The following is a 21,546-nucleotide window of genomic DNA, read 5'->3' on the forward strand; positions in this document are numbered from 1 at the left end:
TGAATATAAACCCGTTAGGGAACCGTGGCGGGGTTCCGTGCGTCTCAATGGCATGGGGATGGACCGAGAAGACACGCATGAACTGGGGCGTTGGGAAAAACGGAAAGAGGAGTTGAGGGCGGAGCTCGTGGATAGGCGAAGGCTCACGCACGACACTTTCCCGGATGGGAAGTTCGTGGAGCTGGAACCTGCCGTGTGGTTCCCGGCCGCGACGTGGGGTGGGTTGAAGTACCACGAACGGCAGTGGCTGCGCGTGGAGGCCGCCGCTATGGTGAGCAACGCCGCCGTACTGGTGGGGCGGTCGGCGGCGCGGAAACTGGGTATGTGGGTGATCTCGCGTGGGGAGGAACCGGTGGAAGTGGCGCTGCCGTCGCGGAGTGTGTCGCAGAGCCGAGCCCAAAGTGGGCGCTACACGTTTCGGTTTTCCAAGCTTCGGCGCGACGAACAGCTGATCTACGAAGGACACTGCATCACCACCCCGACCCGCTCATTCATCGATATCGCCCGCTACCACGGGTTCATCGAAGGGCTCATCGCCGCCGACTATCTGCTGCGTCGCGGCATTGAAAGGGACGCGATTGAAAACGAGATCCGGAAGATGGGACGGGCGAAGGGGATCGGTGTGGCTCGGAAGTGTTTGGAACACGCCATACCGAATTCGGATTCGGCGTACGAATCCCTGGCCAGAGGGTTGTTGATCGAGGCTGGGATCGGGCCGGTGGTCGCCCAAGCCAGGATCGAGCGCTACTTCGCTGACCTTTTGGTTCAGGGATGGCTCATCATCGAGATCGATGGGGAGATCAAATACGAGGGCGACGACGTCGGCGAGGTGTGGAAGAAAGAATTCAGCCGACAGAAACGGATCGGCAACAAGGGGTACGTCATCTTGCGGTTCGAGTCCAAGCTCCTGCGGGAACAACCCCACGTGTTCATCGCGGAAGTTCGGGCTGCGCTGGCCGGCACCGAGGTGCTGGCGGCGCGGCTGGGGTAGATGCTTACTTCAGGATGCTTACCCGTCCCTAGATGCTTACTCTCAAGCGCTTACTTCTCGACGAACCTCCGGCTTCACCCCGCGCGTTACCCGAGAAGTAAGCATCCTCGGGTTAGCATCTAGCCCCGGTAAGCATCCTCGGGTAAGCGTCCTGGGTGAGACGGCCCGGCCAAAGAGCTACAGTTGCTCCTCGACGGCGCCGCAGAGCAGGGCATCGGCTACGAAGTGCAGACCCACAACCCGTGGACCGGGGAGTACTCCGTCCACCCCGAGGCGGGGTAGCAACAAAAAACGGCCGGCCAGGGCGCACAGCCCCGGCCGGCCGATCTCAGATCAGCGAGCTACTTCTCCAGCGCGTCGATGATCTTGTTGAAAGTTGCGGACGGGCGCATGACCGCGGAGGTCTTGTCCTCGTCCGGCCAGTAGTAGCCACCGAGGTCGGCGGCGGAACCTTGGGCGTCGAGAAGCTCACGGTCAATCTGCTCGGCGTTGTTGCGCAGATCCTCGGCGATCGGGCCGAACACGGAAGCCAGCTCGGCGTCGTCGGTCTGTGCTGCCAGCGCTTCTGCCCAGTAGAGGGAGAGCCAGAAGTGGGAGCCGCGGTCGTCGATCTCGCCGACCTTACGCGACGGGGACTTGCCTTCGTCGAGAAGCTTTTCGGTGGCCTTGTCCAGCGCGGCGGCCAGGACGCCGGCGCGCTCGTTGCCGTTCGTGTTCTGCTCGTGGCGGAAGGACTCGGCCAGCGCGAGGTACTCGCCGAGGGAGTCCCAGCGCAGGTGGTTCTCCTCCTGGACCTGCTGGACGTGCTTCGGGGCGGAGCCGCCGGCACCGGTCTCGAACAGGCCGCCGCCAGCCATCAGCGGGACCACGGAGAGCATCTTCGCGGAGGTGCCCAGCTCCAGGATCGGGAAGAGGTCCGTGTTGTAGTCGCGCAGCACGTTGCCGGTGACGGAGATGGTGTCCTCGCCGCGGCGGATGCGCTCCACGGAGGTCTTGGTGGCCTCGACCGGGGAGGCGATGGAGATGTCCAGGCCCTCGGTGTCGTGGTCCTGCAGGTACTTCTGCACCAGGTCGATCAGGTTGCGGTCGTGCGCGCGCTCCTCATCCAGCCAGAAGATGGTCTTCATGCCGGACAGGCGTGCGCGGTTGACGGCCAGCTTGACCCAGTCCTGGATCGGGGCGTCCTTGGTCTGGCAGGCGCGCCAGATGTCGCCTGCCTCGACGTCGTGCTCGATGAGCACGTCGCCGGCGGTGTTGACCACCTGGACCTTGCCGTCGGCCGGGACCTTGAAGGTCTTGTCGTGGGAGCCGTACTCCTCGGCCTTCTTTGCCATCAGGCCCACGTTCGGCACGGTGCCCATGGTGGTCGGGTCGTAGGCGCCGTTTGCGCGGCAGTCGTCGATCACGGTCTGGTACACGCCGGCGTAGGAGGAATCCGGGATTACCGCGAGGGTGTCCTGCTCCTGGTCGTCGGCGTTCCACATGTGGCCGGAGGTGCGGATCATCGCCGGCATGGAAGCGTCGATGATCACGTCCGACGGCACGTGGAGGTTGGTGATGCCCTTGGCGGAGTTGACCTGCGCCAGTGCCGGGCCGTCCTGCAGGGCCTTGTCGAAGGCGGCGCGGATCTCCTCGCCGTTCTCCAGCTCGGACAGGCCCTCGTAGATGGCGCCGAGGCCGTTCTCGCCGTCGAGGCCCGCTGCGAGGAGCTGCTCGCCGTACTTGTCGTAGACGTCCTTGAAGTAGGCGCGCACGACGTGGCCGAAGATGATCGGGTCGGAGACCTTCATCATGGTGGCCTTCAGGTGCGCGGAGAAGAGCACGCCCTCGTCTTTGGCGCGCTTGACGGCGTCCAAAAGGAACGCGTCCAAAGCACGAGCGGACATGTAGGTGCCGTCGATGACCTCGCCGGCTTCAACCTTGAGGCCGTCTTTCAAAACCTCCTCGCCACCGTCAGCCTTGACGAGCTTGATGGTCAGGGTGTCCGCCTCCGGCATAATCACGGACTTCTCGTTGTGGCGGAAGTCGCCAGCATCCATGGTGGCCACGTTGGTCTTGGAATCGGAGGACCACTCGCCCATGGAGTGCGGGTGCTTCTTGGTGAAGTTCTTCACGGCCTCCGGGGCGCGGCGGTCGGAGTTGCCCTCGCGCAGCACCGGGTTAACAGCGGAGCCCTTGACTGCGTCGTACTTCTCCTGCGCGTCCTCGTAGTTCGGGATGTCAAAGCCGGCGGCCTGCAGCTCGGCGATGGCCTTCTTCAGCTGCACCAGGGAAGCGGAGATGTTCGGCAGCTTGATGATGTTGGCTTCCGGGGTCTTGGCCAGCTCGCCGAGCTGCGCGAGCGCGTCGTCGACCTTCTTGTCGCCGAGGCGGTCCGGGAACTGCGCGAGGATGCGGCCGGCCAGCGAGATGTCGGCGGTGTCCACGTCGATGCCGGCGCGGGACGCGAACGCTTCCACGATCGGCTTGAGGGAGTACGTCGCAAGCAGCGGCGCTTCGTCGGTACGGGTCCAAATGATCTTCGCCATAATGCTCCTCAGGTTTAAGGTGTCTGACTTCAGCCAACCAGACTACTAGGGTCGTCACACATGAGTCTCACAATCGCGTCGGTCAACGTCAACGGCATCCGCGCCGCCACCAAAATCCGCAACGAGGACAATCCGGGCATGCTCGCCTGGCTGACAGAAACTCCGGCGGACGTGGTGCTGATGCAGGAAGTTCGCGCCACCGTTGACCAGGCTCACGCGGCGTTGGCGCCCGCCCTTGAGCAGGGGTGGAACCTCGAGGTCGCACCGGCTGAGGCTCCGGGCGCTAAAGGGCGCGCGGGTGTGGGCATCCTGTCGCGCACTCCGCTTGACGACGTCACCTTCGGCATCCCCACCTTCGAGGACGCCGGCCGCTTCATCGCCGCCACGCTTCACGACGGCACCCGGGTCGGCTCCCTCTATCTCCCGTCCGGTTCCGCCGGTACGGCCAAACAAGACGAGAAGTACCGTTTCCTCGACGAGTTCGAGGCGCTGCTGGAGCGGTGGGCGGACGAGTATCCGAACATGGTCATCGGCGGCGACTGGAACATCTGTCACCGCCGCGAGGATCTGAAGAACTGGAAGACGAACAACAAAAAGTCAGGCTTCCTGCCCCACGAGCGCGCCTTCATGGACGCCATCTTCGGCTGTTTCCCGGACGATGAACCGCAGGACGCGGAGTTGAAGGCCGACCCGGTCTGGGCTGGGGCGGTGGGGTACGGGGCCGAAGGACGTCGAGAGGCAAACGGCGATCCGAAGTGGTTCGATGTGGCCCGCAGGCTGCAACCGGAGGATGCCTCGTTCACGTGGTGGACCTTCCGTGGGCAGGCCTTCAACAACAACGCGGGCTGGCGCATCGACGTTCAGGCGGCCACCGCCAATATGCTTGAGCGGGCCGAGCACACTTGGGTGGATAAAGCGCCCACGGTAGAACAGCGCTGGTCGGACCACTCGCCCCTGGTGGTGGAGTACCGTTAAGAAGTGTGAAGAAGACGAAATTTTCCCTGATTGTGGCGCCGGCCATTTTGCTGACGGCGTGTGATTCGGAACCGCACATGCTTCAGGACGCGCTCGACGATGCGACGCAGGGCGACACTGACGCTGTCACGCTGAATATGGCTGAGGTGTACCCCTCCGGCAAGAGCCTGTTTATTGTCTGCACGAGCGACGACGCGGCCCTGGCCGACGTGTTTGGCAAAGACGTCCTGGAAGATCCCGAAGACGGGCAGAACTGGATGGTGCAGCAGCGCTTCGACAGCGCCATCATCACTGAGGCGTACCAACGCGACGAGCTGGATGTGTGTGGCGGGAACCGCGACGAGATCCGCGAGGTGACCAACGACGAGCTGACGTTCGAGCAGCGCGACGGGGCGTGGGCGCTGGTGGGCGAGCGTGGCACTGACGTGGAGAATTTGATCGGCTCACCTGTGGATTAGGGCGTCGTGGGGTGAAATAGCTGAACACTGTTCAATGACGGTTTACACTGACACTCGCTTGTGAAGTGGAACACGAAGAACGGAGTGCAGCACAATGACCGACATCCTTGACATTGCCCGCGAAAAAGCGCTGGAAAACGGCGAAGGGTTGAATAAGGACGAACTCGTCCAGATCCTCAACATCGAAGACGAGCGGCTGCCTGAACTGCTCGACCTTGCCCACCAGGTGCGCATCAAGCACTGCGGCGTCGACGTTTCGCTCGAGGGCATCATCTCCCTGAAAACCGGCGGCTGCCCCGAGGACTGCCACTTCTGCTCGCAGTCCGGCCTGTTCGAATCGCCGGTACGAGCCGTCACCCTGGACATCAACGAGCTGGTGGAGGCCGCAAAGCAGTCCGAGAAGATGGGCGCGTCCGAATTCTGCATCGTGGCCGCGGTCAAAGGCCCGACCCAGCAGCTGCTCGACCAGGTGGCAGAGGCCGTCACCGCCATCCAGGAGGAGGTAGACATCTCCATCTCCGCCTCCCTGGGCATCCTCACCCGCGACCAGGCGCGCCAGCTGGCCAAGATGGGCGTGTCGCGCTACAACCACAACTTCGAAACCGCCGAGAGCTTCTTCCCCAGCGTGGTGACCACCCACACCTGGCAGGAGCGCAAGGACACCCTGGAAAACGTGCTGGCAGAGGGCATGGAGACCTGCTGCGGCGGCATCATCGGCCTGGGCGAGACCATCGAGCAGCGCGCCGAGTTCGCCGTTCAGCTCGCCGAGATCCAGCCGCACGAGGTGCCGATGAACTTCCTCGACCCGCGCCCGGGCACCCCGTTCGCCGACCGTCCGCTGGTCCCACAGGGCGAGGCACTGCGCGCCGTCGCCGCGTTCCGCCTCGCCATGCCGTCCACCCAGCTGCGGTTCGCCGGCGGCACCGAGCTCGCGCTTGGCGACGACGGTACCGAGGCCGGCCTCATGGGCGGCGCCAACGCGATCATCGGGGGCAACTACCTGACCACGTTCGGCCGCCCGATGGAAAAGGACCGCGACGCGGTGGACCGAGTGATGGAAGGCGGCGCCCGCCCGGGGCTGAACCTGAACATCACCCCGGTGGGCCAGAAGGCCAACTCCGGCCACGGCGTGCTCTACGACACCATCAAGTCGCTGTAAATTTCGCCCGATGAAGATCCCCGACAACACCGACCTCGCCGACGCCGTACTATCCGGCGAGATCCCCTGGCCGCTTGACCCGACCCGGCCTTACGATGCCCCGCGCATCTGCCCGCTGTGCCAGCGCCGGATGGTGGTAAAGATTTCCCCGATGGCGTGGGAGGCGGCCTGCTCGCGCCACGGGATCTTGCGCTCTGAATGGCTTGAGCGCTGAGGCTACTGCGCGGGCTATTTGACGAACCGCGGGGTGTGGGCGATCGTCGCGATCGCGGTTCCGGCGACTAGGAGCGCGCCGATACCGACCACAGCGGCGAGGAACAGGAACGCGAACGAGGCCCTCGTTGAACAGCTCGGTAAGTGCTTTGGCGGACGTGGTGGGGTTGACCGAGTGGTACGCGGAGAGCTCGTTGGTGGACGGCACTCGGTCTCCGGGCGCGAGCTCGCCGGAGGAGATCACGTCTCGGAGCTGGTCCGCGATCTCTTGGTATATGGGTTTACCACTCATGTGGGAAACCACAGATGTGTCGGAGTCTTCAGGCCGAAAAGAAAACCAGGCCTTCACGCGGATGGCGGCGAAGACCTGGTTTTTGCGAAGCGTTTACGAAAGCTCGTGGGCGGCGAGCTCACGAATCCTTTCGGTGATTACTACGCGACCTTTTCCTTCCTGATCACGCTTGAGTATCAGTTTCGCGGCAGCGATTTGGCCTCGCGAAGGGCGATTCCCGGCGCGCTTCTGAACTGCCTCAGACGAGTGTGTGGGCGTGGACATGCTTTCCTCCCTACCTTTATTGCTGACCATCCTAGATCGATCACCACGTCAATTAACGTCATTTATGTCCTCGTGATCCAACGTTGCCTGATGTAACAACTTGTCTATCAGTACGTTTTGTTCCTCTGAAAGGAAGGGAAGATCATCCAACGCATCCAAAGCGGCCACCCCAATTTCCACTGAGCGTTCTTCGCTCGAACTGCACAACTCGGCAGCCCATCTCAGGGTCGCGTACCACTCCTTTGACTGATCTAACCTCTTTGTGTTGCGTATTGTGTGGTCAACGCCCGCCCACGCAATAAGGGCAGCTCCAATTGGGCCGAGAAGCTTTCCAAGAAAATCGAGAGTCAACCTGACCCCGTCGGGAGTCCCAACAGCCAAAAGGGTTGCGAAACCCGTTGACGTAGCCACTGATACGCCCGTAATAAGCCAAGGAAGATGAGACTTCCACCCGGTTTGGCCTGGCTTTCCCATCTCTGAGACTCCAAAAGCTGTCCGTAACCAGTCAGCGGAAATCCTAGTGATATTGTGCCTGCTGTCCACAGATAGACTGATGCGCATGTCTCAGCAACGCGTGCTTTCAGGAATCCAGCCCACCGCCGACTCCTACCACCTGGGTAACTACCTCGGTGCGCTGAAGCAGTGGATTGACCTGCAAGACGGCTACGACGCGTTCTACTTCATCCCAGACCTGCACGCGATCACCGTCGAGCAGGACCCGGAAGAGCTGCGCCACCGCACGCTCGCCGGCTGCGCTCAGCTGATTGCGCTGGGCATTGACCCGGACAAGTCCACTCTTTTCGTGCAATCCCATGTGCCGGAGCACGCTGAGCTGACTTGGGTGCTGCAGTGCCTGACCGGTTTTGGCGAGGCCGGCCGCATGACCCAGTTCAAGGACAAATCCGCCAAACAGGGCCAGGATCGGACCTCGGTGGGCCTGTTCACCTACCCGGTGCTCATGGCCGCGGACATTTTGTTGTACTCCCCGCAGCTGGTGCCGGTGGGGGAGGACCAGCGCCAACACTTGGAGCTCACCCGCAACCTGGCGGAGCGCTTCAACGCCAAGTACGGCACGACCTTCACCGTGCCGGAGGGCATGATCGTCGAGGGCGCGGCGAAGATCTATGACCTGCAGGACCCCACATCGAAGATGTCCAAGTCGGGCGCGAACCCGAAGGGCATTGTGAACCTGTTGGACGAGCCGAAGACGTCCGCCAAGCGCATCCGCTCTGCGGTAACCGACAACGACGGCGTGATCGCCTTTGACAGGGAAAACAAGCCGGGCGTGTCCAACCTGCTGGTCATTCAGTCGGCGCTCACCGGCACGCCGGTCGATGAAATTGTCGCGGGCTACGAGGGCCAAGGCTACGGCGCGCTCAAGGTGGACACCGCAGAAGCACTCGAAAGCTTTACGACGCCGCTTCGCACCCGCTACGACGAACTCATGTCAGACCGCGCAGAGCTGGAAGCCATCCTGGCCCGCGGTGCCGAACGCGCCCGCGAGGTTGCGGCCCCGCTGTTGGCCGACGTGTACGACAAGGTCGGTTTCCTCGCACCGAAGCGCTAGGGGCTCACGGCGGGGCCGGTGTCCGCTTCCGGCGTAGCCTCAGCGCTTCGCTCGTGCGGCCCGCAGGCCGTTCAAGATGACGATGACTTCAGCGACCTCGTGAACCAACACGACCGCAGCCAGGCCCAGCACGCCGCTGATCGCAAGCGGCATCAACACGATGATGATGGCCAGAGACAGCACGATGTTCTGGTTGATGATTCTGCTGCCTCGGCGGGCGTGCTGCAGCGCCTGCGGGATCAGTCGGAGGTCGTGGCCGGTGAAGGCGACGTCAGCGGAATCGATCGCGGCGTCAGAGCCGGTCGCTCCCATCGCTATGCCCACCGTCGCGCCCGCCAGTGCCGGCGCGTCGTTGATGCCGTCGCCGATCATCGCTGTCGGTGTCTTGGAGGAGAATTCGGCGACGATGCTTGCCTTGTCCTCAGGGCGCAGCTCGGCGCGCACGTCGTCGATTCCGGCGATTTCAGCCAGCGCTCGGGCGGTGCGAGTGTTGTCGCCGGTGAGCATGCTCACTTCCACGTCGTTGGCGCGCAGGGTCTGCACGGCTTCGGGCACCTCGGGCCGCAGCTCGTCGCGGACCCCGATCGCTCCGGCGAGGGTGTCATCGACGGTGACCAGGACGCAGGTCTGGCCCTCGGATTCCATGCGCTCAACGTCTGCCTTCAGTGGCCCGGCGTCGATCCACCGGGGGCTGCCCACCAGCACCCGTCGACCTTCGACGGTGCCGCCGATGCCATGCCCAGCTTCCTCGCTGATGTCCAGGGCGGCGGGCGCTTCGGGCTCCGCTGCCGCGATCGCCGCGGCGAGGGGGTGCGTCGATTGCTGCTCAACCGCCGCCGCGAAAGCAAGCACTTGAGCCCGATCGAACCCGTCTGCCGGGACCACGCCGGTAACCTCGGGCTGGTTGCGGGTGAGGGTTCCGGTCTTGTCCACCGCCAGGTGACGGATGCCGCCGAGCCGCTCAAACGCCGCGCCGGACTTGATGACCACGCCGAACTGGCTGGCCGCGCCGATCGCGGCCACGACCGTCAGCGGCACGGAGATTGCCAGCGCGCACGGCGACGCTGCGACCAGAACCACTAACGCACGGGTGATCCACGTCTCGGGGTCGCCCAGCAGCGAGCCGATCACGCCGACCAGCACCGCCAGGATCATCACCCCGGGCACTAGGGGTTGGGCAATCCGGTCGGCGATCCGGGCGCGGTCGCCCTTTTCCGCCTGCGCCTGCTCGACCAGGTCCACGAGTGTGGTGAGCGAGTTGTCCGTTCCAGCTGCGGTCGTCTCGACTTCCAGCACACCGGCGGAGTTGATCGCTCCCGCGGGCACCTCGTCGCCGGGCGCAACCTCCTCCGGAATGGATTCTCCGGTGATCGCTGAGGTGTCAAGGCCGGAGCGCCCAGACCGAATGATGCCGTCCGTGGCGATCCGCTCTCCGGGGCGCACGAGCATCAGCTCGCCAGCCACGAGGTCCTTCGCTGCGACCTCGACCGACGTGCCGTCGCGCAACACCGTCGCGGTCTGCGGTACCAACTTCAACAGTGCCCGCAGTCCGCCCTGTGCCCGGTCCATAGCCTTGTCTTCCAGCGCCTCGGCGATCGAGTACAGGAACGCTAGCGCCGCGGCCTCTCCGACGTAACCGAGGATCACCGCGCCGACCGCGCTGATCGTCATCAGCAAACCAATGCCGAGCTTGCGCTTCGTGACAAGGTTCCGGATCGCGCCGGGTGCGAACGTATACGCCCCTAGCAGCAGGCCGACCCAGAACAGTACTGTCGCGGGTGTCTCTAGCCCGGACCAGTTCAGCGCCAGACCTATGCAGAGGGCTACGCCGGAGAAGATCGGCAGTAGCAACTCGGGGTCCTTCCACCATGGCCGATCGAGCTCTTCGATCTCCGTGGCGGGTTCTTGTTCGCATCCACACGCCGAGCTCATGCGTCCGCTCCTTTCTCGCCGCAGCCGGGCACCGAGCATTCAGGGTCGATGCACGGGGCGTTTTCGTCGACAGCCAACGTCGCGTTCACCAGCGCGTTGAGCGCTGCCGCGAGGTGCGGATCGGCGATTTCGTAGCGTGTCTTGCGGCCCTCCGGCTCGGCGACGACGATGCCGCAGTCACGCAGGCAGGTCAGGTGGTTCGAGACATTTGAGCGGGTCAGGTCCAGGTCGCGCGAGAGTACGGCCGGGTAGCTCGGGCCGTCGAGTAGTGTCACCAGGATTCTGGAACGCGTCGGATCCGCCATGGCCCGGCCGAGCCGGTTCATGACGTCGAGGCGTGAAGCAATGGTCAGCATTCGCTGAACAGTACAGTATTGACTGAACTGACGCAAGGTGTGAAGAGCCTGCCGGCGCCCCGTTGACGCTGGCCGCAGTCGTGAGCAGTCTGCAGCAACCGCGACGACCAGCAGAAATTAGTCGATGGGATAGTCGGCGACTGGGCCTGGCATCCACGCCAATCCCGGTGGGGTGGTGATGACCAGGGGGTCGGCGGACCTGACGGCGGCGTCGGCTTTGAGGCCTGGAACCGGTGAAACCCGTCACGCCACAGCACTCGGAATCACCGCAGCCCAGCAAGGTTACCGAGACCTCTTCGACACCGCCGCCGCCCCGACCCCGGCTCCGCCCCCGCCATCGCACGGCCTGCTCTACGATGTGTTGGGTAAATGACACATATTTGAAGGGATGTCGATGGCTACCTCGACAGCGCCGCGCAAGGCGTACACCGACGAGCAGGGCATTGAGCGGGCTTCGAAGCAGCAGAAAGAGGGCTTCGAGGACAAGGTGGAGAAGAAGTCTCCCGCCGCTGGTCACCTGCTGCGGATGAATGACCGCTTTGCCACAGAGGGCGGCAACCAGATGGCTGCCGGCATCACCTACTTCTCGGTGCTGGCGCTGTTTCCGCTTCTGATGCTGATGTTTGCGGGCCTGGGTTTCTTCCTCAACGCCCGCCCTGAGCTCATGCGCGACATTCAGGATCAGGTCACCCAGTCCCTGGACGGGGATTTGGGCAGCATGGTCAACCAGCTGATCGACCAGGCGATCCAGCAGCGCGGCGCCGTGGCGGGCGTCGGCCTGCTTACCACGTTGTGGTCCGGCCTGAACTGGATGAACACTCTGCGCGTCGGCGTCTCCGCCATGTGGAAGGTGGACGCGAACGAGGGTGGCAATTTCGTTACCAAGAAGCTCGCGGATCTCGTGGGCCTGATTGTGCTTATCGCTCTGTTCATCGTGGCCGCAGTGGTGACGGCCTTGGGCGTGTCCAGCTGGACCAGCACGCTGATGGACCGCCTCGGCGTCGGCGACTTCCCGGGCTCCCGCGTGGTGGTCTGGATCGTCGGCTTCCTGGTCAGCGCCCTGGCCAGCTTCCTGGTCATGCTGTGGGTGAACATGTACATGCCGCGCACGAAGGTTCCGGTGAAGTCGGGGCTGAAGGGCGCGCTGCTCGGCGCAGTCATCTTCGCTATCCTGCAGCAATTCGCCGGCCTGGTCATTTCGTCTGCCACGGGCAACCCGGCGGGCGCGATCTTCGGACCGATCATCACCCTGATGGTCCTGCTCTACCTCATCTGGCGCGTGGTGCTCTACGTCGCGGCGTGGACTGCCACGACCGAGGAGTCCCTGGCCATGGCGCCGGCAGAGGTGCCGGAGCCGGCGGTGATCAACGTCCGCGCGGGTGCTGTGCGCGGCAAGGACGAGTCCAGTGCCGCGGGCAAGGCCCTGGGCGTCGGCGCGGCGCTCGGTGCTATTGGCGTCGGTGTCGCTTCCTTGCTGTCGCGAGACTGAGCGCAGTAGCCAGCGCGGCGAGCGCCAGCACTCCCGCTACAACCGCATAGGACCACCAGCGGTTCCAGGCCGTCTCCTCCCCAGCCTCAGGCTCGGGGGTGGGGGCGACCTCTGTCGTTGGCGGTGCTGCACTCGTTTCAGCAGCGAGGGGCTCAAGCTTTGCGACGGAGCTTCGCACCCCATACGCCTCGTGGAGCAACTCCTGCGCCTGTTCCCAGGCGCGGTGGTCGTAGGCCGCGGTGTCCAGCACGACGGCAACGAGGCGCCGGTCCTCGTGGTTGACGGCGCCGACGAACGTGTGGTTCGCGTCGTCGGTGTAGCCGGTCTTGCCGCCGATGCCGTCCGGGTCGTTGAGGTAGAGCTGGTTGTCGTTCCACAGTTCGAAGGACGGCAGCTCGTCGAAGCCGGGGAACATGTAGTGCTCGGTGCCCACGATGCGCGCGAACGTGGGGTCGGCGAACGCGGCCGCGTAGGCCAGCCCCATGTCCCAAGCTGAGGTGGACATCCCGGCGCTATCTAACCCGGAATAGGACGTTGCCCGGGTGTCCTGCATGCCCAGCCTCTGTGCCAGTGCGTTGACCTTGCCGAGGGCGAGTTCGTCACCACCGAGTGCCTGGGCGAGCGCGTGGGCGCAGTCGTTGCCGGAAGCCAGCAGAAGGCCGGTGAGCAGGTCCTCCACGGTGTAGGTGCCGCCCTCGCCGATGCCGGCGGCGGAGCCTTCTTGGCCCGCCGATTCGGCCGAGACCACCACCTGCTGCCCCAACGGCAGCTCGTGGATCACGGTCAACGCCAGCAGCACCTTGATAACGGATGCCGGCCGGTAGCGCCCGTGCGGGTCTTTCATGGCCACCACCTCGCCCGAGTCCAGGTCCGCCACCAGCCAGGAGGACGCCACTACACCGTCCGGGACGGTGTAGCCGTCGGCGGCTGTGACGCCGCAGGGTCCGTGGTAGCGCACCGGCAGTGGGGCGGGGGACGCGGCACGCTCCGAAGTGGACACCGGCTCGGGCGGCCAGGTGGCGTGCGGGCAGGTATCCGTGTCGGGCGCACGATTCCGGCTGGGCGGTATCCAGTTGCCGCCGTCGTCGTAGTAGCCCACTGTCGGACCAGCAGGGGAGGTTGTCTCGGTGGGGGTGACGGCGTCCTGGGCGAACGCTGACGTCGATAAGCAGAAGCTCAGACAGGCCGTCGCTGCTGCCGCACGCTTCACCTACGCCTCCTTCTCGTTGTAGCGGGCCGCAAGCCGCTCGATGAGCTCGTCGGTCAGGGCCTCGTCGGAGAGAATGATATCCAGCATGTCGGCGTTCATCGCCTCGGTTTCGGCGGGATCCGGCTCGCCCACCTCGTCCTCGTAGGAGTCGCCGCTAAGATCCATGCCGATGCCGTCGAACAGGCCCTCGTCTTCGGTTGCCTCCGGGGCTGCGGCTTCAGCCGTCGCGAGCATCTCGGCATTGATGGCGGGGAACTGGGTGGTGAACTCGGTGAGGAAATCATCGGCGTCACTCATCGCCTGCGCTGGGCGCTTGCCATTTCGGATCTCTGCCTCGATGCGGCGCTGCAACGCCTTTTCCATCTGGCGGTGGCGCCACGAGCGCACCCGCGTGGGCTCCAGCTCTCGTGCCACTGCGCGGGACTTGTGCTCGGCCTTGCGCGCCAGGTGCGCGACTTGGGTTGCCGTGGCGTTGACCGTCGAGTTCACGGGCGCGAAGTCGGAGTCGGTGGAAATGCGCCAGTTGCCGTAGTAGCCGAACAAGAACATGGCGAAGCTGACCACGGGGCCCACGATCATCGCCAGCGCCAAGTACCCGGTGGCGTTGCCCAGCAGCGTGATCACGGCGCACGCGACCGCCGGGATGACGGTGGGCTGGTTGCCGCCGAAGACGCTGGGCTCGCGCCCGGTGACAACGTCGCGGATCATGCCACCGCCGGTCGCGGTGAACACACCCATCATGATGGTGGGCAACACAGGCAAGCCGTACTGGATCGCCTTCGACGCGCCTGTGGAGGCCCACAGTGCAGACACGAGCGCGTCGCCGTGGGACTGCAAAAACTCCCAGGCGCGGCCTTTGAAGTAGGTAAACCGCGCGATCAGCGCGCCGGTGAAGGCGAGGATCAGGTATTCCGGCTGGCTCATCGCGGCCACGGTGCCCTGGTTAATCAGCACGTCGCGCAGCATGCCGCCGCCCAGCGCGGACAGCATGGCGATGAAGAAGAAGCCCACGATGTCGTAGCCGAGCTGGCGGGCTAGCGTACCGCCGATGACGCCCATCAGCAGTACTCCGGATATGTCCATCCAGTGATAGATGGAGCTGATGAGGGGGTCGACCTGGTCCACTGACATAGGAGTGCATTCTAAAGGTCGCACGAATGTCGAGCACGTTGGGGAGCGCCAGGCTGCGGGGGTAAACCCCGCTCGGGGCTAGAACTTGGAGAAGCGCTTGATCAGCTGGTTTTCCATCTCGGTCCACGCCTCGGCCTTGTCGGTGAACGGCGCGGAGGGCACGTAACCCGCGGCGCGTGTGGAGCCGAGCATGTAGGCCAGGTAATCCTGCATGCGAGGGTTGGCAAGAAGCAGGGAGTTCAGCGAGTCATCGCCCGCCCAGTCCGCCGCGTCTGCGAGCAACTCGTACGCCTTGGCCATCTGCTTCGTGTCCACCGCGTCGGTGCCTTTGGCGATGTCGGCGGCGATGCCGTTGAAGGAATAGGAGTTATCGGGGTGGACCTCAACCTTGAGCTCACCAGCATTGGCGGTGTTGATGAGGTCCTGCCAAGTGGATACCCCGGCAAGGTCGTGGTCGTCGTTTTCCAGGATCCAGCGGCCTAGGTGCTTCGTAGACGGGAACGTGAAGATCTCGCCGTACTTGCCCAAAAAGACTGGGGCACCGCGCAGGTAGGTGCGCAGGGTGTACACACTCTGGCCCTGGATGGATACCTTCACCGGGTCGATACCGGCGCGGCCCCAGGCGGAGGAGTCGTACGGGTCTTCCGCCGCGGCCCGCGCCGCTTCGTCTGCGCGTGCCCGCTCGTCTTCGGCGGCGCGCGCTTCGGTCGCGGCTGTGATGGCGGCGCTGGCGGCGGACACGCGCTCGGCGTCCAGCTCGTTTGTTTCCACGACACGGACGGATTCGTCCAGCGAGTGGACAACGCTCTCCCAGTTGGACAGCACCACCCGGCCGACGCCAGACCACTCGGACATGCCGTTGTCGCCCGCGTAGTGGTCGGCCCCGCGGCTGACGTTGCCCAGGATGGAGTGGGAGGCGAAGAAGATCTGGACTTGCTCCGCGGAGGCGACGTCCGCGAGCGAGCGGGAGATTTGGAATACTCGCGACAGGTTGGAAACGTTGTCGTGGCTGGGCCGACCCGCTAGAAACTCGGGCGCGCCGACGATGTCGTAATACTGCTTCTCCGTCGGCACAACACGGTCGTCGCCCTGCGCCTGGAACTGCTGCCACTTCGGGTGGTCTGCAAGATCGTGAGCGTTCGTAGTCTCCAGATACGCCAGGAGCTCCTCGGGGGAGCGGAACACAAGCACAGACTGGTCATCGCCCAAAAAGGCTTGCCACTCGCTGCCCTTCTCCCTCCAGGTGGGCGCCCAGAGGGTGTAGAAGTCGCCTGCGGTGAGCGAGAGTTTGACGGGGAGAATCGCGCGCGTAGTCATGCCGACAAACTTTAGCCGGTTGGGCGCCAGAACCCGCGGAAGGTCATGCCGAGATTCTCCGTCCGCACCGGGTTCATCTGCACGGGGCTGCCAGCCTCGATTATCATGCCGTCACCGGCATACATGGCAGCGTGGCCGGACCACAGGACCAGGTCGCCCGGCTGCAGCTCCTGGTACGACACCTGCCTGCCAACGGTCTGGTCGGCTGCGACGCGCGGAATCTCCAACCCCGCCTGCCTGTACGCCCAGGAGGTCAGCCCGGAGCAGTCGAAGCCGCCGGGCGCGGCACCGCCCCACACGTACGGGGTGCCCAACTGGCTCTTCGCCGCGGCGACGGCGGCGGCACCAACAGGTGAGCCAGCCGCGGGCGTCGGCTCCGGTGGAGGGGCGGATGCTTGTACTGGCGCCGGTGGTGGCGGTGGTTCAACCGTGGCGGCTGCCCGTGTCACCGGTGGAGCAGGTGGTGCCGCCGCCTGGGCGGGCGGAGCGACAAGCGATGCGAGGCGCTGCAACTCCCCGTGCGCCTTCTCCGTGAGCGGTCCGGGGCCAGGCATGACCCGTCCCAGGGCCGCGTCGGTGGACGCGGAGAGCTTGTGGGCGATCTCCCGTAAGTCTTCCTCCAGTGTCTTCAGCACATCCATCGCGCTGTCAAGGGAGGTGGCGATCAGCCCGGCGACGTACGCGGCGGCACCGAGGGGGCCTGCGGGAGAGGCAGCGATGACGGGCGTGGCCGCCGCGTTGCGGACTAGGCCAATGGCGATGGATGCCAGCTCGTACGCCGCCGTGCCGATAAGGACGCGGCCGCGCAGCACCGCGTCGCTGATGGTAGCGCGGTAGGCGGCAAGCTCCGCGGCAGCGCCGGCACGGGACTCGCCGGAGGTGTTGGCTACCAGCGCTAACGGGACAAAGTCCGCGAAATCCGGCATTTGGAAGTGCGGTAGCGCCGGCAACTCATTCGGCAGGTACTTAATTAGCTTGCCTGCGGTGCCGTGCACGTCGAGGCTATAGTCCGCCCACCGCCGGCCCGTCACGTCGGGCGCCCCGGTGTACCGGGAGGCGATGTCGAGCAAGCGGTCAAGGTCAGCTTTCGGGTTGCTCACAGCGCCGCCCCCAACCGCTGGCAGGTGGACGCGTCTACGGCAACAGCCGCATCGACGGCCAAGTCCATCACCGAGGCGATGCGTTGCGCCTCCGCGCGCAATGCTTCTGCATCGGCATTGGCCTTGACTATCGCCTCGCCCACAGCGGTGCGGAATTCGCCGAGGGGCCACACATCGAGCACGGGGACGTCGTTAAGCAATTGCAACCGTGCTGCGTCCTCGCGCAGCGAATCGGTCATGGCGGATACAGCGGTGGAGTCAATGTGAAAAACAGTCATGGCCATTGGACGCGCCTCACCCCGCCCCGGTTCCCTCGCCGGCAAAAAATTTTCGCGCACCCCGCGTGAACTAGCATGAGCGGCATGGATATCACGGTTGTCAACCACCCCTTGGCTGCATCCCGCCTGACCATCATGCGCGATGCGCGCTCCAACAACGCTGCGTTCCGGTCGGCGCTGGCGGACTTGGGCGCGATGCTCATCTACGAGGCCGCGCGCGGGCTTGCGGTGGAGGAATTCGACACCGAAACCCCCGTGGCTCCCGCGCGCGGCACGCGCCTGGCCACACCGCCGATCATCGTGCCGATCATCCGCGCGGGCCTGGGCATGATCGATCCGGCGCTGTCCATGATCCCGGATGCGCAGGTGGGCTTCATCGGGCTCGCGCGCGATGAGAAAACCCACGAGCCGGTGCCGTACTTGGAGGCGTTGCCGCAGGATCTCGCTGGCCAGCCGGTGTTCCTCGTCGACCCGATGCTGGCCACCGGCGGCTCGCTCATCCACGCCATCGACCTGCTGGTGGAGCGCGGCGCGGACGACATCACCTGCATCTGCATGGTCAGCGCCCAACCGGGCGTGGACAAGCTGGATGCGCACGGCGGCCCGGTGCGCCTGGTCACCGCGACGATCGATCCTGCGTTGAACGAGGACGCCTACATCGTCCCGGGCCTCGGCGACGCGGGCGATCGTCTCTACGGCCCGCGCAATATCGAGCTTTAAGCTTCTTGACGTCCCTCCGGTAGCGCCCCCGCGGATCGCGCGCTACATTTCGTGGCAGCAACGTTCACGCTTTGGGGAGAGCTGACACATGGGGGATGTACTGCCGCAATCGCACTGGGCGAGCTACGCACTGGGTTTAGGCGAGCGGGTTCGCGCCATCCGGCTGATGCGCGGGCTGAGCCAGTCTCGCCTGGCTGAGCTGGCGGGGGTATCGCGATCGCTCATTTCCAACTTGGAGCGCAACGATTACAACTCGAAGGTGGCCGACCCAACCTTGAGCACCTGCTACCGGCTGGCTTCCGCATTACAGGTTCCGCCTGCGGCACTGCTTCCCGGCGCGGCGGAAAACGTCGAGGGCTATTTCCCAGTGACGGATTCGCAAGCACCTGCACCTATCAGGTTCCAGTGGCCGCGAAGCGCACAGGACACGGCCAGGTTCCACGACATGTACCTGCGCCGCGGTGCCCCGCAGGGCACGCCTGCGTTCTAGCGGTGCCCCGCAGGGCACGCCTGCGTTCTAGCGGTGTTCTAACTGTGTTCTAGCGGTCTGCTTCGAGCACCAGGCCGTCGGCGTCAACACCGGTGATCACCGTGACGGTCTCCGGCTCAGCGCTCGTTTCAGCATTGGTTGCATCGTGAGTTTCGGGGGCGACCTGGTCGGCGGATTCGCCGCACGCCGTGAGGCTGGTCAGTGCCAGGATCGCGGCGGTAAGTACAACAGTTGTCCTCGAAATCATGGCTGGCACTGTAACAACACCTTCCGCACCGCTTTGTCTACTTCGTGGGGGGTGCGCGTACACTCATGTCAGCAAAATCTGATAACCGAAGCTGGAAAAGGGGAGCGCAAGTGGACGACGCCGGAATCGCCGCCGCGGTGGACGACTGGTTCACCCGCAACCAGGAGCGCGTAATCGGCTGGCGCCGCCACATCCATGCACACCCGGAGCTGTCCAATGAAGAGGTGGCCACAACCGAGTTCCTCGCCGAGACGCTGGAGGGCTTCGGGCTGCACCCGGTGCGCTTCCCAGGTACTGGTTTGTATGTGGACCTCGGCCCCGTGGAGGGAGACCGGTTAGCGTTTCGCGCTGACATCGACGCGTTGCGTGTGTCGGAGCAGACCGGTTTGAGCTTCGCCTCCGGCAATCCGGGAGTTTCCCACTCCTGCGGACACGACGTTCACACCACGGTGGCCCTGGGGTTGGCGTGCGCGCTGTCCACACTGGACCTGCAGCACCCGGTTCGCGTGATCTTCCAGCCGGCGGAGGAGGTCATGGGCGGCGGTGCGCTGGACGTGGTCAGGTGGGGCGCACTGGAGGGCGTATCCGCCATCTACGCGGTGCACGCGGAACCGCACATCAAGGTCGGGCAAATCGGTGTGCGCACCGGCGCAATTACTTCCGCTTCGGACGTGATCCGCATTGAAGTGCAGGGCCCGGGCGGTCACACGTCTCGTCCGCAGCTGACCGCCGACGTGGTCTACGCTATGGGCGCGCTGATCACCCAACTCCCGGGGCTACTCTCACGCCGAGTGGACCCGCGTACCGGCACCGTGCTGGTCTTCGGTCATGCGGAGGCGGGTGACGCGGCGAACGCCATCCCGAAACACGGCCTGCTCGAGGGCACTATCCGTACCGCCGATATCACCACCTGGCGCGAAAATGAGGATCTGCTCACAGACTTGATCGATCTCGTCGTTGCGCCCACCGGCTGCACGTACCACCTGGATTACATCCGAGGCGTGCCGCCGGTGCTTAACGACGACGCAGCCACCGCCCTGGCGGTCCAAGCCGCACGCGCCGTGGACCCGCAGTGCGTGGTTTCCGCCCCGCAGTCGAGCGGCGGCGAGGATTTCTCCTGGTACCTAGAGCACGTTCCTGGTGCGATGATGCGCTTAGGCGCCTGGAGCGGGGAGGGCGAGCACCAGGACCTGCACCAGGGCGACCTCAACGTGGACGAGCGCGCAATCGGCGTCGGTGTCCGGCTGTTCGGATCCATCGTGGAGGAGTATTTCCGCCCGGGCGAAGAGTAGCCGACTTCTAGGTACACTGTGACGCAGTTTGGCCCCGTCACCCGACCCATGAGGAGTGCTGTTTTGTCCAAGAAGATCGTCATCATCGGTGGTGGCCCCGGCGGTTACGAGGCCGCACTGGTGGCATCCAAGTACGGTGCAGACATCACGATCGTTGAAGACAGCGGCGCGGGCGGGTCGGCGATCCGTAAGGATGTCGTGCCGTCGAAGAGCTTCATCGCGGGCGCAAACATCAAAAACGACCTCCGCCGTGCGGACGATATGGGCCTCAGCCACGCCTTGGGCGACGCGAAACTGTCGCTTCTCGCGCTGAACGACCGCGTGAAGTCGCTGGCCGGCGAGCAGTCCGGCGACATCCGCGCGCAGCTGGAGCGAAACGGCGTCCGTTTCATCGACGGCCGTGCGCGCTTCGCGGACGAGCAGACCGGCCACACCACCCACAACATCGAGGTGGACGTAGCCGGCGGTTCCACCGAGACAATCACCTGCAACATGGTGCTCGTCTCAGTCGGTGCCAGCCCGCGTGTGCTGAAGGGCGCGGAACCGGACGGCGAGCGCATTTTGAACTGGCGCCAGATGTACGACCTGAAGGATCTGCCCTCGCACCTCATCGTGGTCGGTTCTGGTGTGACCGGCGCGGAGTTCGTCTCCGCCTTTGCGGAGCTCGGTGTGAAGGTCACCATGGTGGCATCCCGCGACCGCATCCTGCCCCACGACGACGCGGATGCCGCCGATGTGCTCGAGGACGTGCTGGCGGATCGCGGCGTGCAGCTGGAAAAGGACGCCCGCGTGGAGCGCGTGGAAAACACCGGTGACGCTGTGGTCGTCCACACCACCGACGGCCGCGCGATCGAGGGTTCGCACGTGATGATGTCCATCGGCTCCATCCCGAACACCGCCGACCTCAACCTGGAAGCCGCAGGCGTGGAGGTCACCCCGTCGGGCCACATTCACGTCGACCGCGTGTCCCGCACCAACGTGGCCGGCATCTACGCGGCGGGCGACTGCACCGACCTCATGCCGCTGGCCTCCGTGGCCGCGCAGCAGGGACGCACCGCCGTGGACCACGCGCTCGGCGAGGGCGTGAGCCCGATCCGCCTGAAGACGGTGGGCAACGCCGTGTTCACCCGCCCCGAGATCGCGGCGGTGGGTGTGACCGAGCAGCAGATCCGCGACGGCGAGATCGAGGCTGACATCTACAAGCTGCCGCTGGCCACAAACCCGCGCGCGAAGATGCGTTCCCTGCAGTACGGCTTTGTCAAAATCTTCGCTCGCAAGGGCTCGGGCCAGGTGCTCGGCGGCGTGATTGTCGCCCCGACCGCCTCCGAACTGATCTTGTCGCTGACTATCGCGGTGACAAACAACCTCACCGTGACGCAGCTGGCCCAGTCGATGGCGGTGTACCCGTCGCTGTCCGGTTCGATCACTGAGGCCGCCCGCCGCTTGATCACGCACTCCGACCTGGATTAGTCGGAGGGAGATGTAGGGCTTCAGTGCCACCCCCGAAACGCGGGCAGTCGCTTCACGACGGCCCGCG

General features: G+C 64.8%; 20 protein-coding genes and 1 pseudogene. 11 read left to right on the forward strand and 10 right to left on the reverse strand.

Going from position 1 to position 21,546, the window contains the following annotated elements:
- Positions 1-52 precede the first annotated feature (52 nt).
- Positions 53-991 carry a PDDEXK family nuclease gene (locus HMA55_RS02740; protein WP_181191527.1) on the forward strand — a complete coding sequence of 313 codons (939 nt, stop codon included), beginning with the start codon at positions 53-55 and terminating at the stop codon, positions 989-991.
- A gap of 341 nt (positions 992-1,332) precedes the next feature.
- Here the strand turns inward: HMA55_RS02740 and HMA55_RS02745 are convergent, their stop codons facing one another.
- Positions 1,333-3,519 (reverse strand): NADP-dependent isocitrate dehydrogenase, encoded by a 2,187-nt coding sequence (locus HMA55_RS02745; RefSeq protein ID WP_181191528.1) that lies wholly within the window; start codon positions 3,517-3,519, stop codon positions 1,333-1,335.
- Between the two features lie 60 nt (positions 3,520-3,579).
- On the opposite strand from HMA55_RS02745, the gene HMA55_RS02750 reads away from it, so the two are divergent.
- The 4 genes from HMA55_RS02750 (at position 3,580) to bsaP (ending at position 6,325) form a co-directional block, all read left to right on the forward strand.
- Entirely contained in the window at positions 3,580-4,494 is a 915-nt protein-coding gene (locus HMA55_RS02750; RefSeq protein WP_181191529.1) for an exodeoxyribonuclease III, read from the forward strand.
- Positions 4,495-4,499: 5 nt separating this feature from the next.
- Complete coding sequence (locus tag HMA55_RS02755; protein WP_181191530.1) at positions 4,500-4,952, forward strand: hypothetical protein; 453 nt, start codon at positions 4,500-4,502, stop codon at positions 4,950-4,952.
- A gap of 94 nt (positions 4,953-5,046) precedes the next feature.
- Entirely contained in the window at positions 5,047-6,111 is a 1,065-nt protein-coding gene (bioB, locus tag HMA55_RS02760; RefSeq protein WP_181191531.1) for a biotin synthase BioB, read from the forward strand.
- Between the two features lie 10 nt (positions 6,112-6,121).
- Positions 6,122-6,325 carry a biotin synthase auxiliary protein BsaP gene (bsaP, locus tag HMA55_RS02765; protein WP_181191532.1) on the forward strand — a complete coding sequence of 68 codons (204 nt, stop codon included), beginning with the start codon at positions 6,122-6,124 and terminating at the stop codon, positions 6,323-6,325.
- 120 nt (positions 6,326-6,445) lie between these two features.
- On the opposite strand, the pseudogene HMA55_RS02770 reads toward bsaP, so the two are convergent.
- Positions 6,446-6,616 (reverse strand): annotated as a pseudogene (locus tag HMA55_RS02770) (GntR family transcriptional regulator); the annotation flags it as partial.
- A gap of 823 nt (positions 6,617-7,439) precedes the next feature.
- Here HMA55_RS02770 and trpS point away from each other — a divergent pair.
- Positions 7,440-8,447 (forward strand): tryptophan--tRNA ligase, encoded by a 1,008-nt coding sequence (trpS, locus tag HMA55_RS02775; protein WP_235961593.1) that lies wholly within the window; start codon positions 7,440-7,442, stop codon positions 8,445-8,447.
- A gap of 39 nt (positions 8,448-8,486) precedes the next feature.
- Here trpS and HMA55_RS02780 read toward each other — a convergent pair whose 3' ends face one another.
- Both HMA55_RS02780 and cmtR read right to left on the reverse strand, forming a co-directional pair.
- Positions 8,487-10,379: a heavy metal translocating P-type ATPase gene (locus HMA55_RS02780; RefSeq protein WP_181191534.1), complete on the reverse strand. Its 1,893-nt coding sequence runs from the start codon at positions 10,377-10,379 to the stop codon at positions 8,487-8,489.
- A complete protein-coding gene (gene cmtR / locus HMA55_RS02785; RefSeq protein WP_181191535.1) occupies positions 10,376-10,735 on the reverse strand; it encodes a Cd(II)/Pb(II)-sensing metalloregulatory transcriptional regulator CmtR in 360 nt (119 codons plus the stop codon). The genes HMA55_RS02780 and cmtR overlap by 4 nt, the downstream gene beginning before the upstream one ends.
- 394 nt (positions 10,736-11,129) lie before the next feature.
- Between cmtR and HMA55_RS02790 the strand changes: the two genes are divergently transcribed.
- Positions 11,130-12,224, forward strand: coding sequence for a YhjD/YihY/BrkB family envelope integrity protein (locus tag HMA55_RS02790; protein ID WP_181191536.1), 1,095 nt, complete (start codon positions 11,130-11,132; stop codon positions 12,222-12,224).
- On the opposite strand, the gene HMA55_RS02795 is transcribed toward HMA55_RS02790, so the two are convergent.
- The 5 genes from HMA55_RS02795 to HMA55_RS02815 all read right to left on the reverse strand — a co-directional run bounded on the left by HMA55_RS02795 (position 12,184) and on the right by HMA55_RS02815 (position 17,260).
- On the reverse strand, positions 12,184-13,434 hold the full coding sequence (locus tag HMA55_RS02795; RefSeq protein WP_374680616.1) for a D-alanyl-D-alanine carboxypeptidase family protein: 1,251 nt from the start codon (positions 13,432-13,434) through the stop codon (positions 12,184-12,186). The genes HMA55_RS02790 and HMA55_RS02795 overlap by 41 nt on opposite strands.
- Positions 13,435-14,565 carry a trimeric intracellular cation channel family protein gene (locus HMA55_RS02800; protein WP_181191537.1) on the reverse strand — a complete coding sequence of 377 codons (1,131 nt, stop codon included), beginning with the start codon at positions 14,563-14,565 and terminating at the stop codon, positions 13,435-13,437.
- Positions 14,566-14,643: 78 nt separating this feature from the next.
- A complete protein-coding gene (locus tag HMA55_RS02805; protein ID WP_181191538.1) occupies positions 14,644-15,882 on the reverse strand; it encodes a hypothetical protein in 1,239 nt (412 codons plus the stop codon).
- Positions 15,883-15,893: 11 nt separating this feature from the next.
- Complete coding sequence (locus tag HMA55_RS02810) at positions 15,894-16,982, reverse strand: C40 family peptidase (RefSeq protein WP_257802617.1); 1,089 nt, start codon at positions 16,980-16,982, stop codon at positions 15,894-15,896.
- Positions 16,979-17,260, reverse strand: coding sequence for a hypothetical protein (locus tag HMA55_RS02815; RefSeq protein ID WP_181191539.1), 282 nt, complete (start codon positions 17,258-17,260; stop codon positions 16,979-16,981). Before HMA55_RS02815 ends, HMA55_RS02810 begins: the two co-directional genes overlap by 4 nt.
- Before the next feature lie 84 nt (positions 17,261-17,344).
- On the opposite strand from HMA55_RS02815, the gene upp reads away from it, so the two are divergent.
- Both upp and HMA55_RS02825 read left to right on the forward strand, forming a co-directional pair.
- Positions 17,345-17,980 carry a uracil phosphoribosyltransferase gene (upp, locus tag HMA55_RS02820; RefSeq protein ID WP_181191540.1) on the forward strand — a complete coding sequence of 212 codons (636 nt, stop codon included), beginning with the start codon at positions 17,345-17,347 and terminating at the stop codon, positions 17,978-17,980.
- A gap of 88 nt (positions 17,981-18,068) precedes the next feature.
- Positions 18,069-18,470: a helix-turn-helix domain-containing protein gene (locus HMA55_RS02825; protein WP_181191541.1), complete on the forward strand. Its 402-nt coding sequence runs from the start codon at positions 18,069-18,071 to the stop codon at positions 18,468-18,470.
- A gap of 49 nt (positions 18,471-18,519) precedes the next feature.
- On the opposite strand, the gene HMA55_RS02830 is transcribed toward HMA55_RS02825, so the two are convergent.
- Positions 18,520-18,717 carry a hypothetical protein gene (locus HMA55_RS02830; protein WP_181191542.1) on the reverse strand — a complete coding sequence of 66 codons (198 nt, stop codon included), beginning with the start codon at positions 18,715-18,717 and terminating at the stop codon, positions 18,520-18,522.
- A 65-nt stretch (positions 18,718-18,782) separates the two neighbouring features.
- Between HMA55_RS02830 and HMA55_RS02835 the strand changes: the two genes are divergently transcribed.
- Positions 18,783-20,009 (forward strand): amidohydrolase, encoded by a 1,227-nt coding sequence (locus HMA55_RS02835; protein ID WP_181191543.1) that lies wholly within the window; start codon positions 18,783-18,785, stop codon positions 20,007-20,009.
- A 63-nt stretch (positions 20,010-20,072) separates the two neighbouring features.
- Positions 20,073-21,479: an NAD(P)H-quinone dehydrogenase gene (locus tag HMA55_RS02840; RefSeq protein WP_235961596.1), complete on the forward strand. Its 1,407-nt coding sequence runs from the start codon at positions 20,073-20,075 to the stop codon at positions 21,477-21,479.
- Positions 21,480-21,546 lie beyond the last annotated feature (67 nt).

Source organism: Corynebacterium wankanglinii (assembly GCF_013601005.1).
Classification (GTDB): domain Bacteria; phylum Actinomycetota; class Actinomycetes; order Mycobacteriales; family Mycobacteriaceae; genus Corynebacterium; species Corynebacterium wankanglinii.

Coding starts and splice junctions, on each gene's coding strand:
- HMA55_RS02745 (WP_181191528.1), bottom strand. CDS start 3,519: ATGGCGAAGATCATTTGGACCCGTACCGACGAAGCGCCGCTGCTTGCG.
- HMA55_RS02805 (WP_181191538.1), bottom strand. CDS start 15,882: ATGACTACGCGCGCGATTCTCCCCGTCAAACTCTCGCTCACCGCAGGC.
- HMA55_RS02830 (WP_181191542.1), bottom strand. CDS start 18,717: ATGATTTCGAGGACAACTGTTGTACTTACCGCCGCGATCCTGGCACTG.
- cmtR (WP_181191535.1), bottom strand. CDS start 10,735: ATGCTGACCATTGCTTCACGCCTCGACGTCATGAACCGGCTCGGCCGG.
- HMA55_RS02815 (WP_181191539.1), bottom strand. CDS start 17,260: ATGACTGTTTTTCACATTGACTCCACCGCTGTATCCGCCATGACCGAT.
- HMA55_RS02750 (WP_181191529.1), top strand. CDS start 3,580: ATGAGTCTCACAATCGCGTCGGTCAACGTCAACGGCATCCGCGCCGCC.
- bioB (WP_181191531.1), top strand. CDS start 5,047: ATGACCGACATCCTTGACATTGCCCGCGAAAAAGCGCTGGAAAACGGC.
- HMA55_RS02790 (WP_181191536.1), top strand. CDS start 11,130: ATGGCTACCTCGACAGCGCCGCGCAAGGCGTACACCGACGAGCAGGGC.
- HMA55_RS02835 (WP_181191543.1), top strand. CDS start 18,783: ATGTCAGCAAAATCTGATAACCGAAGCTGGAAAAGGGGAGCGCAAGTG.
- HMA55_RS02740 (WP_181191527.1), top strand. CDS start 53: ATGGGGATGGACCGAGAAGACACGCATGAACTGGGGCGTTGGGAAAAA.
- trpS (WP_235961593.1), top strand. CDS start 7,440: ATGTCTCAGCAACGCGTGCTTTCAGGAATCCAGCCCACCGCCGACTCC.
- upp (WP_181191540.1), top strand. CDS start 17,345: ATGGATATCACGGTTGTCAACCACCCCTTGGCTGCATCCCGCCTGACC.
- bsaP (WP_181191532.1), top strand. CDS start 6,122: ATGAAGATCCCCGACAACACCGACCTCGCCGACGCCGTACTATCCGGC.
- HMA55_RS02825 (WP_181191541.1), top strand. CDS start 18,069: ATGGGGGATGTACTGCCGCAATCGCACTGGGCGAGCTACGCACTGGGT.
- HMA55_RS02780 (WP_181191534.1), bottom strand. CDS start 10,379: ATGAGCTCGGCGTGTGGATGCGAACAAGAACCCGCCACGGAGATCGAA.
- HMA55_RS02800 (WP_181191537.1), bottom strand. CDS start 14,565: ATGTCAGTGGACCAGGTCGACCCCCTCATCAGCTCCATCTATCACTGG.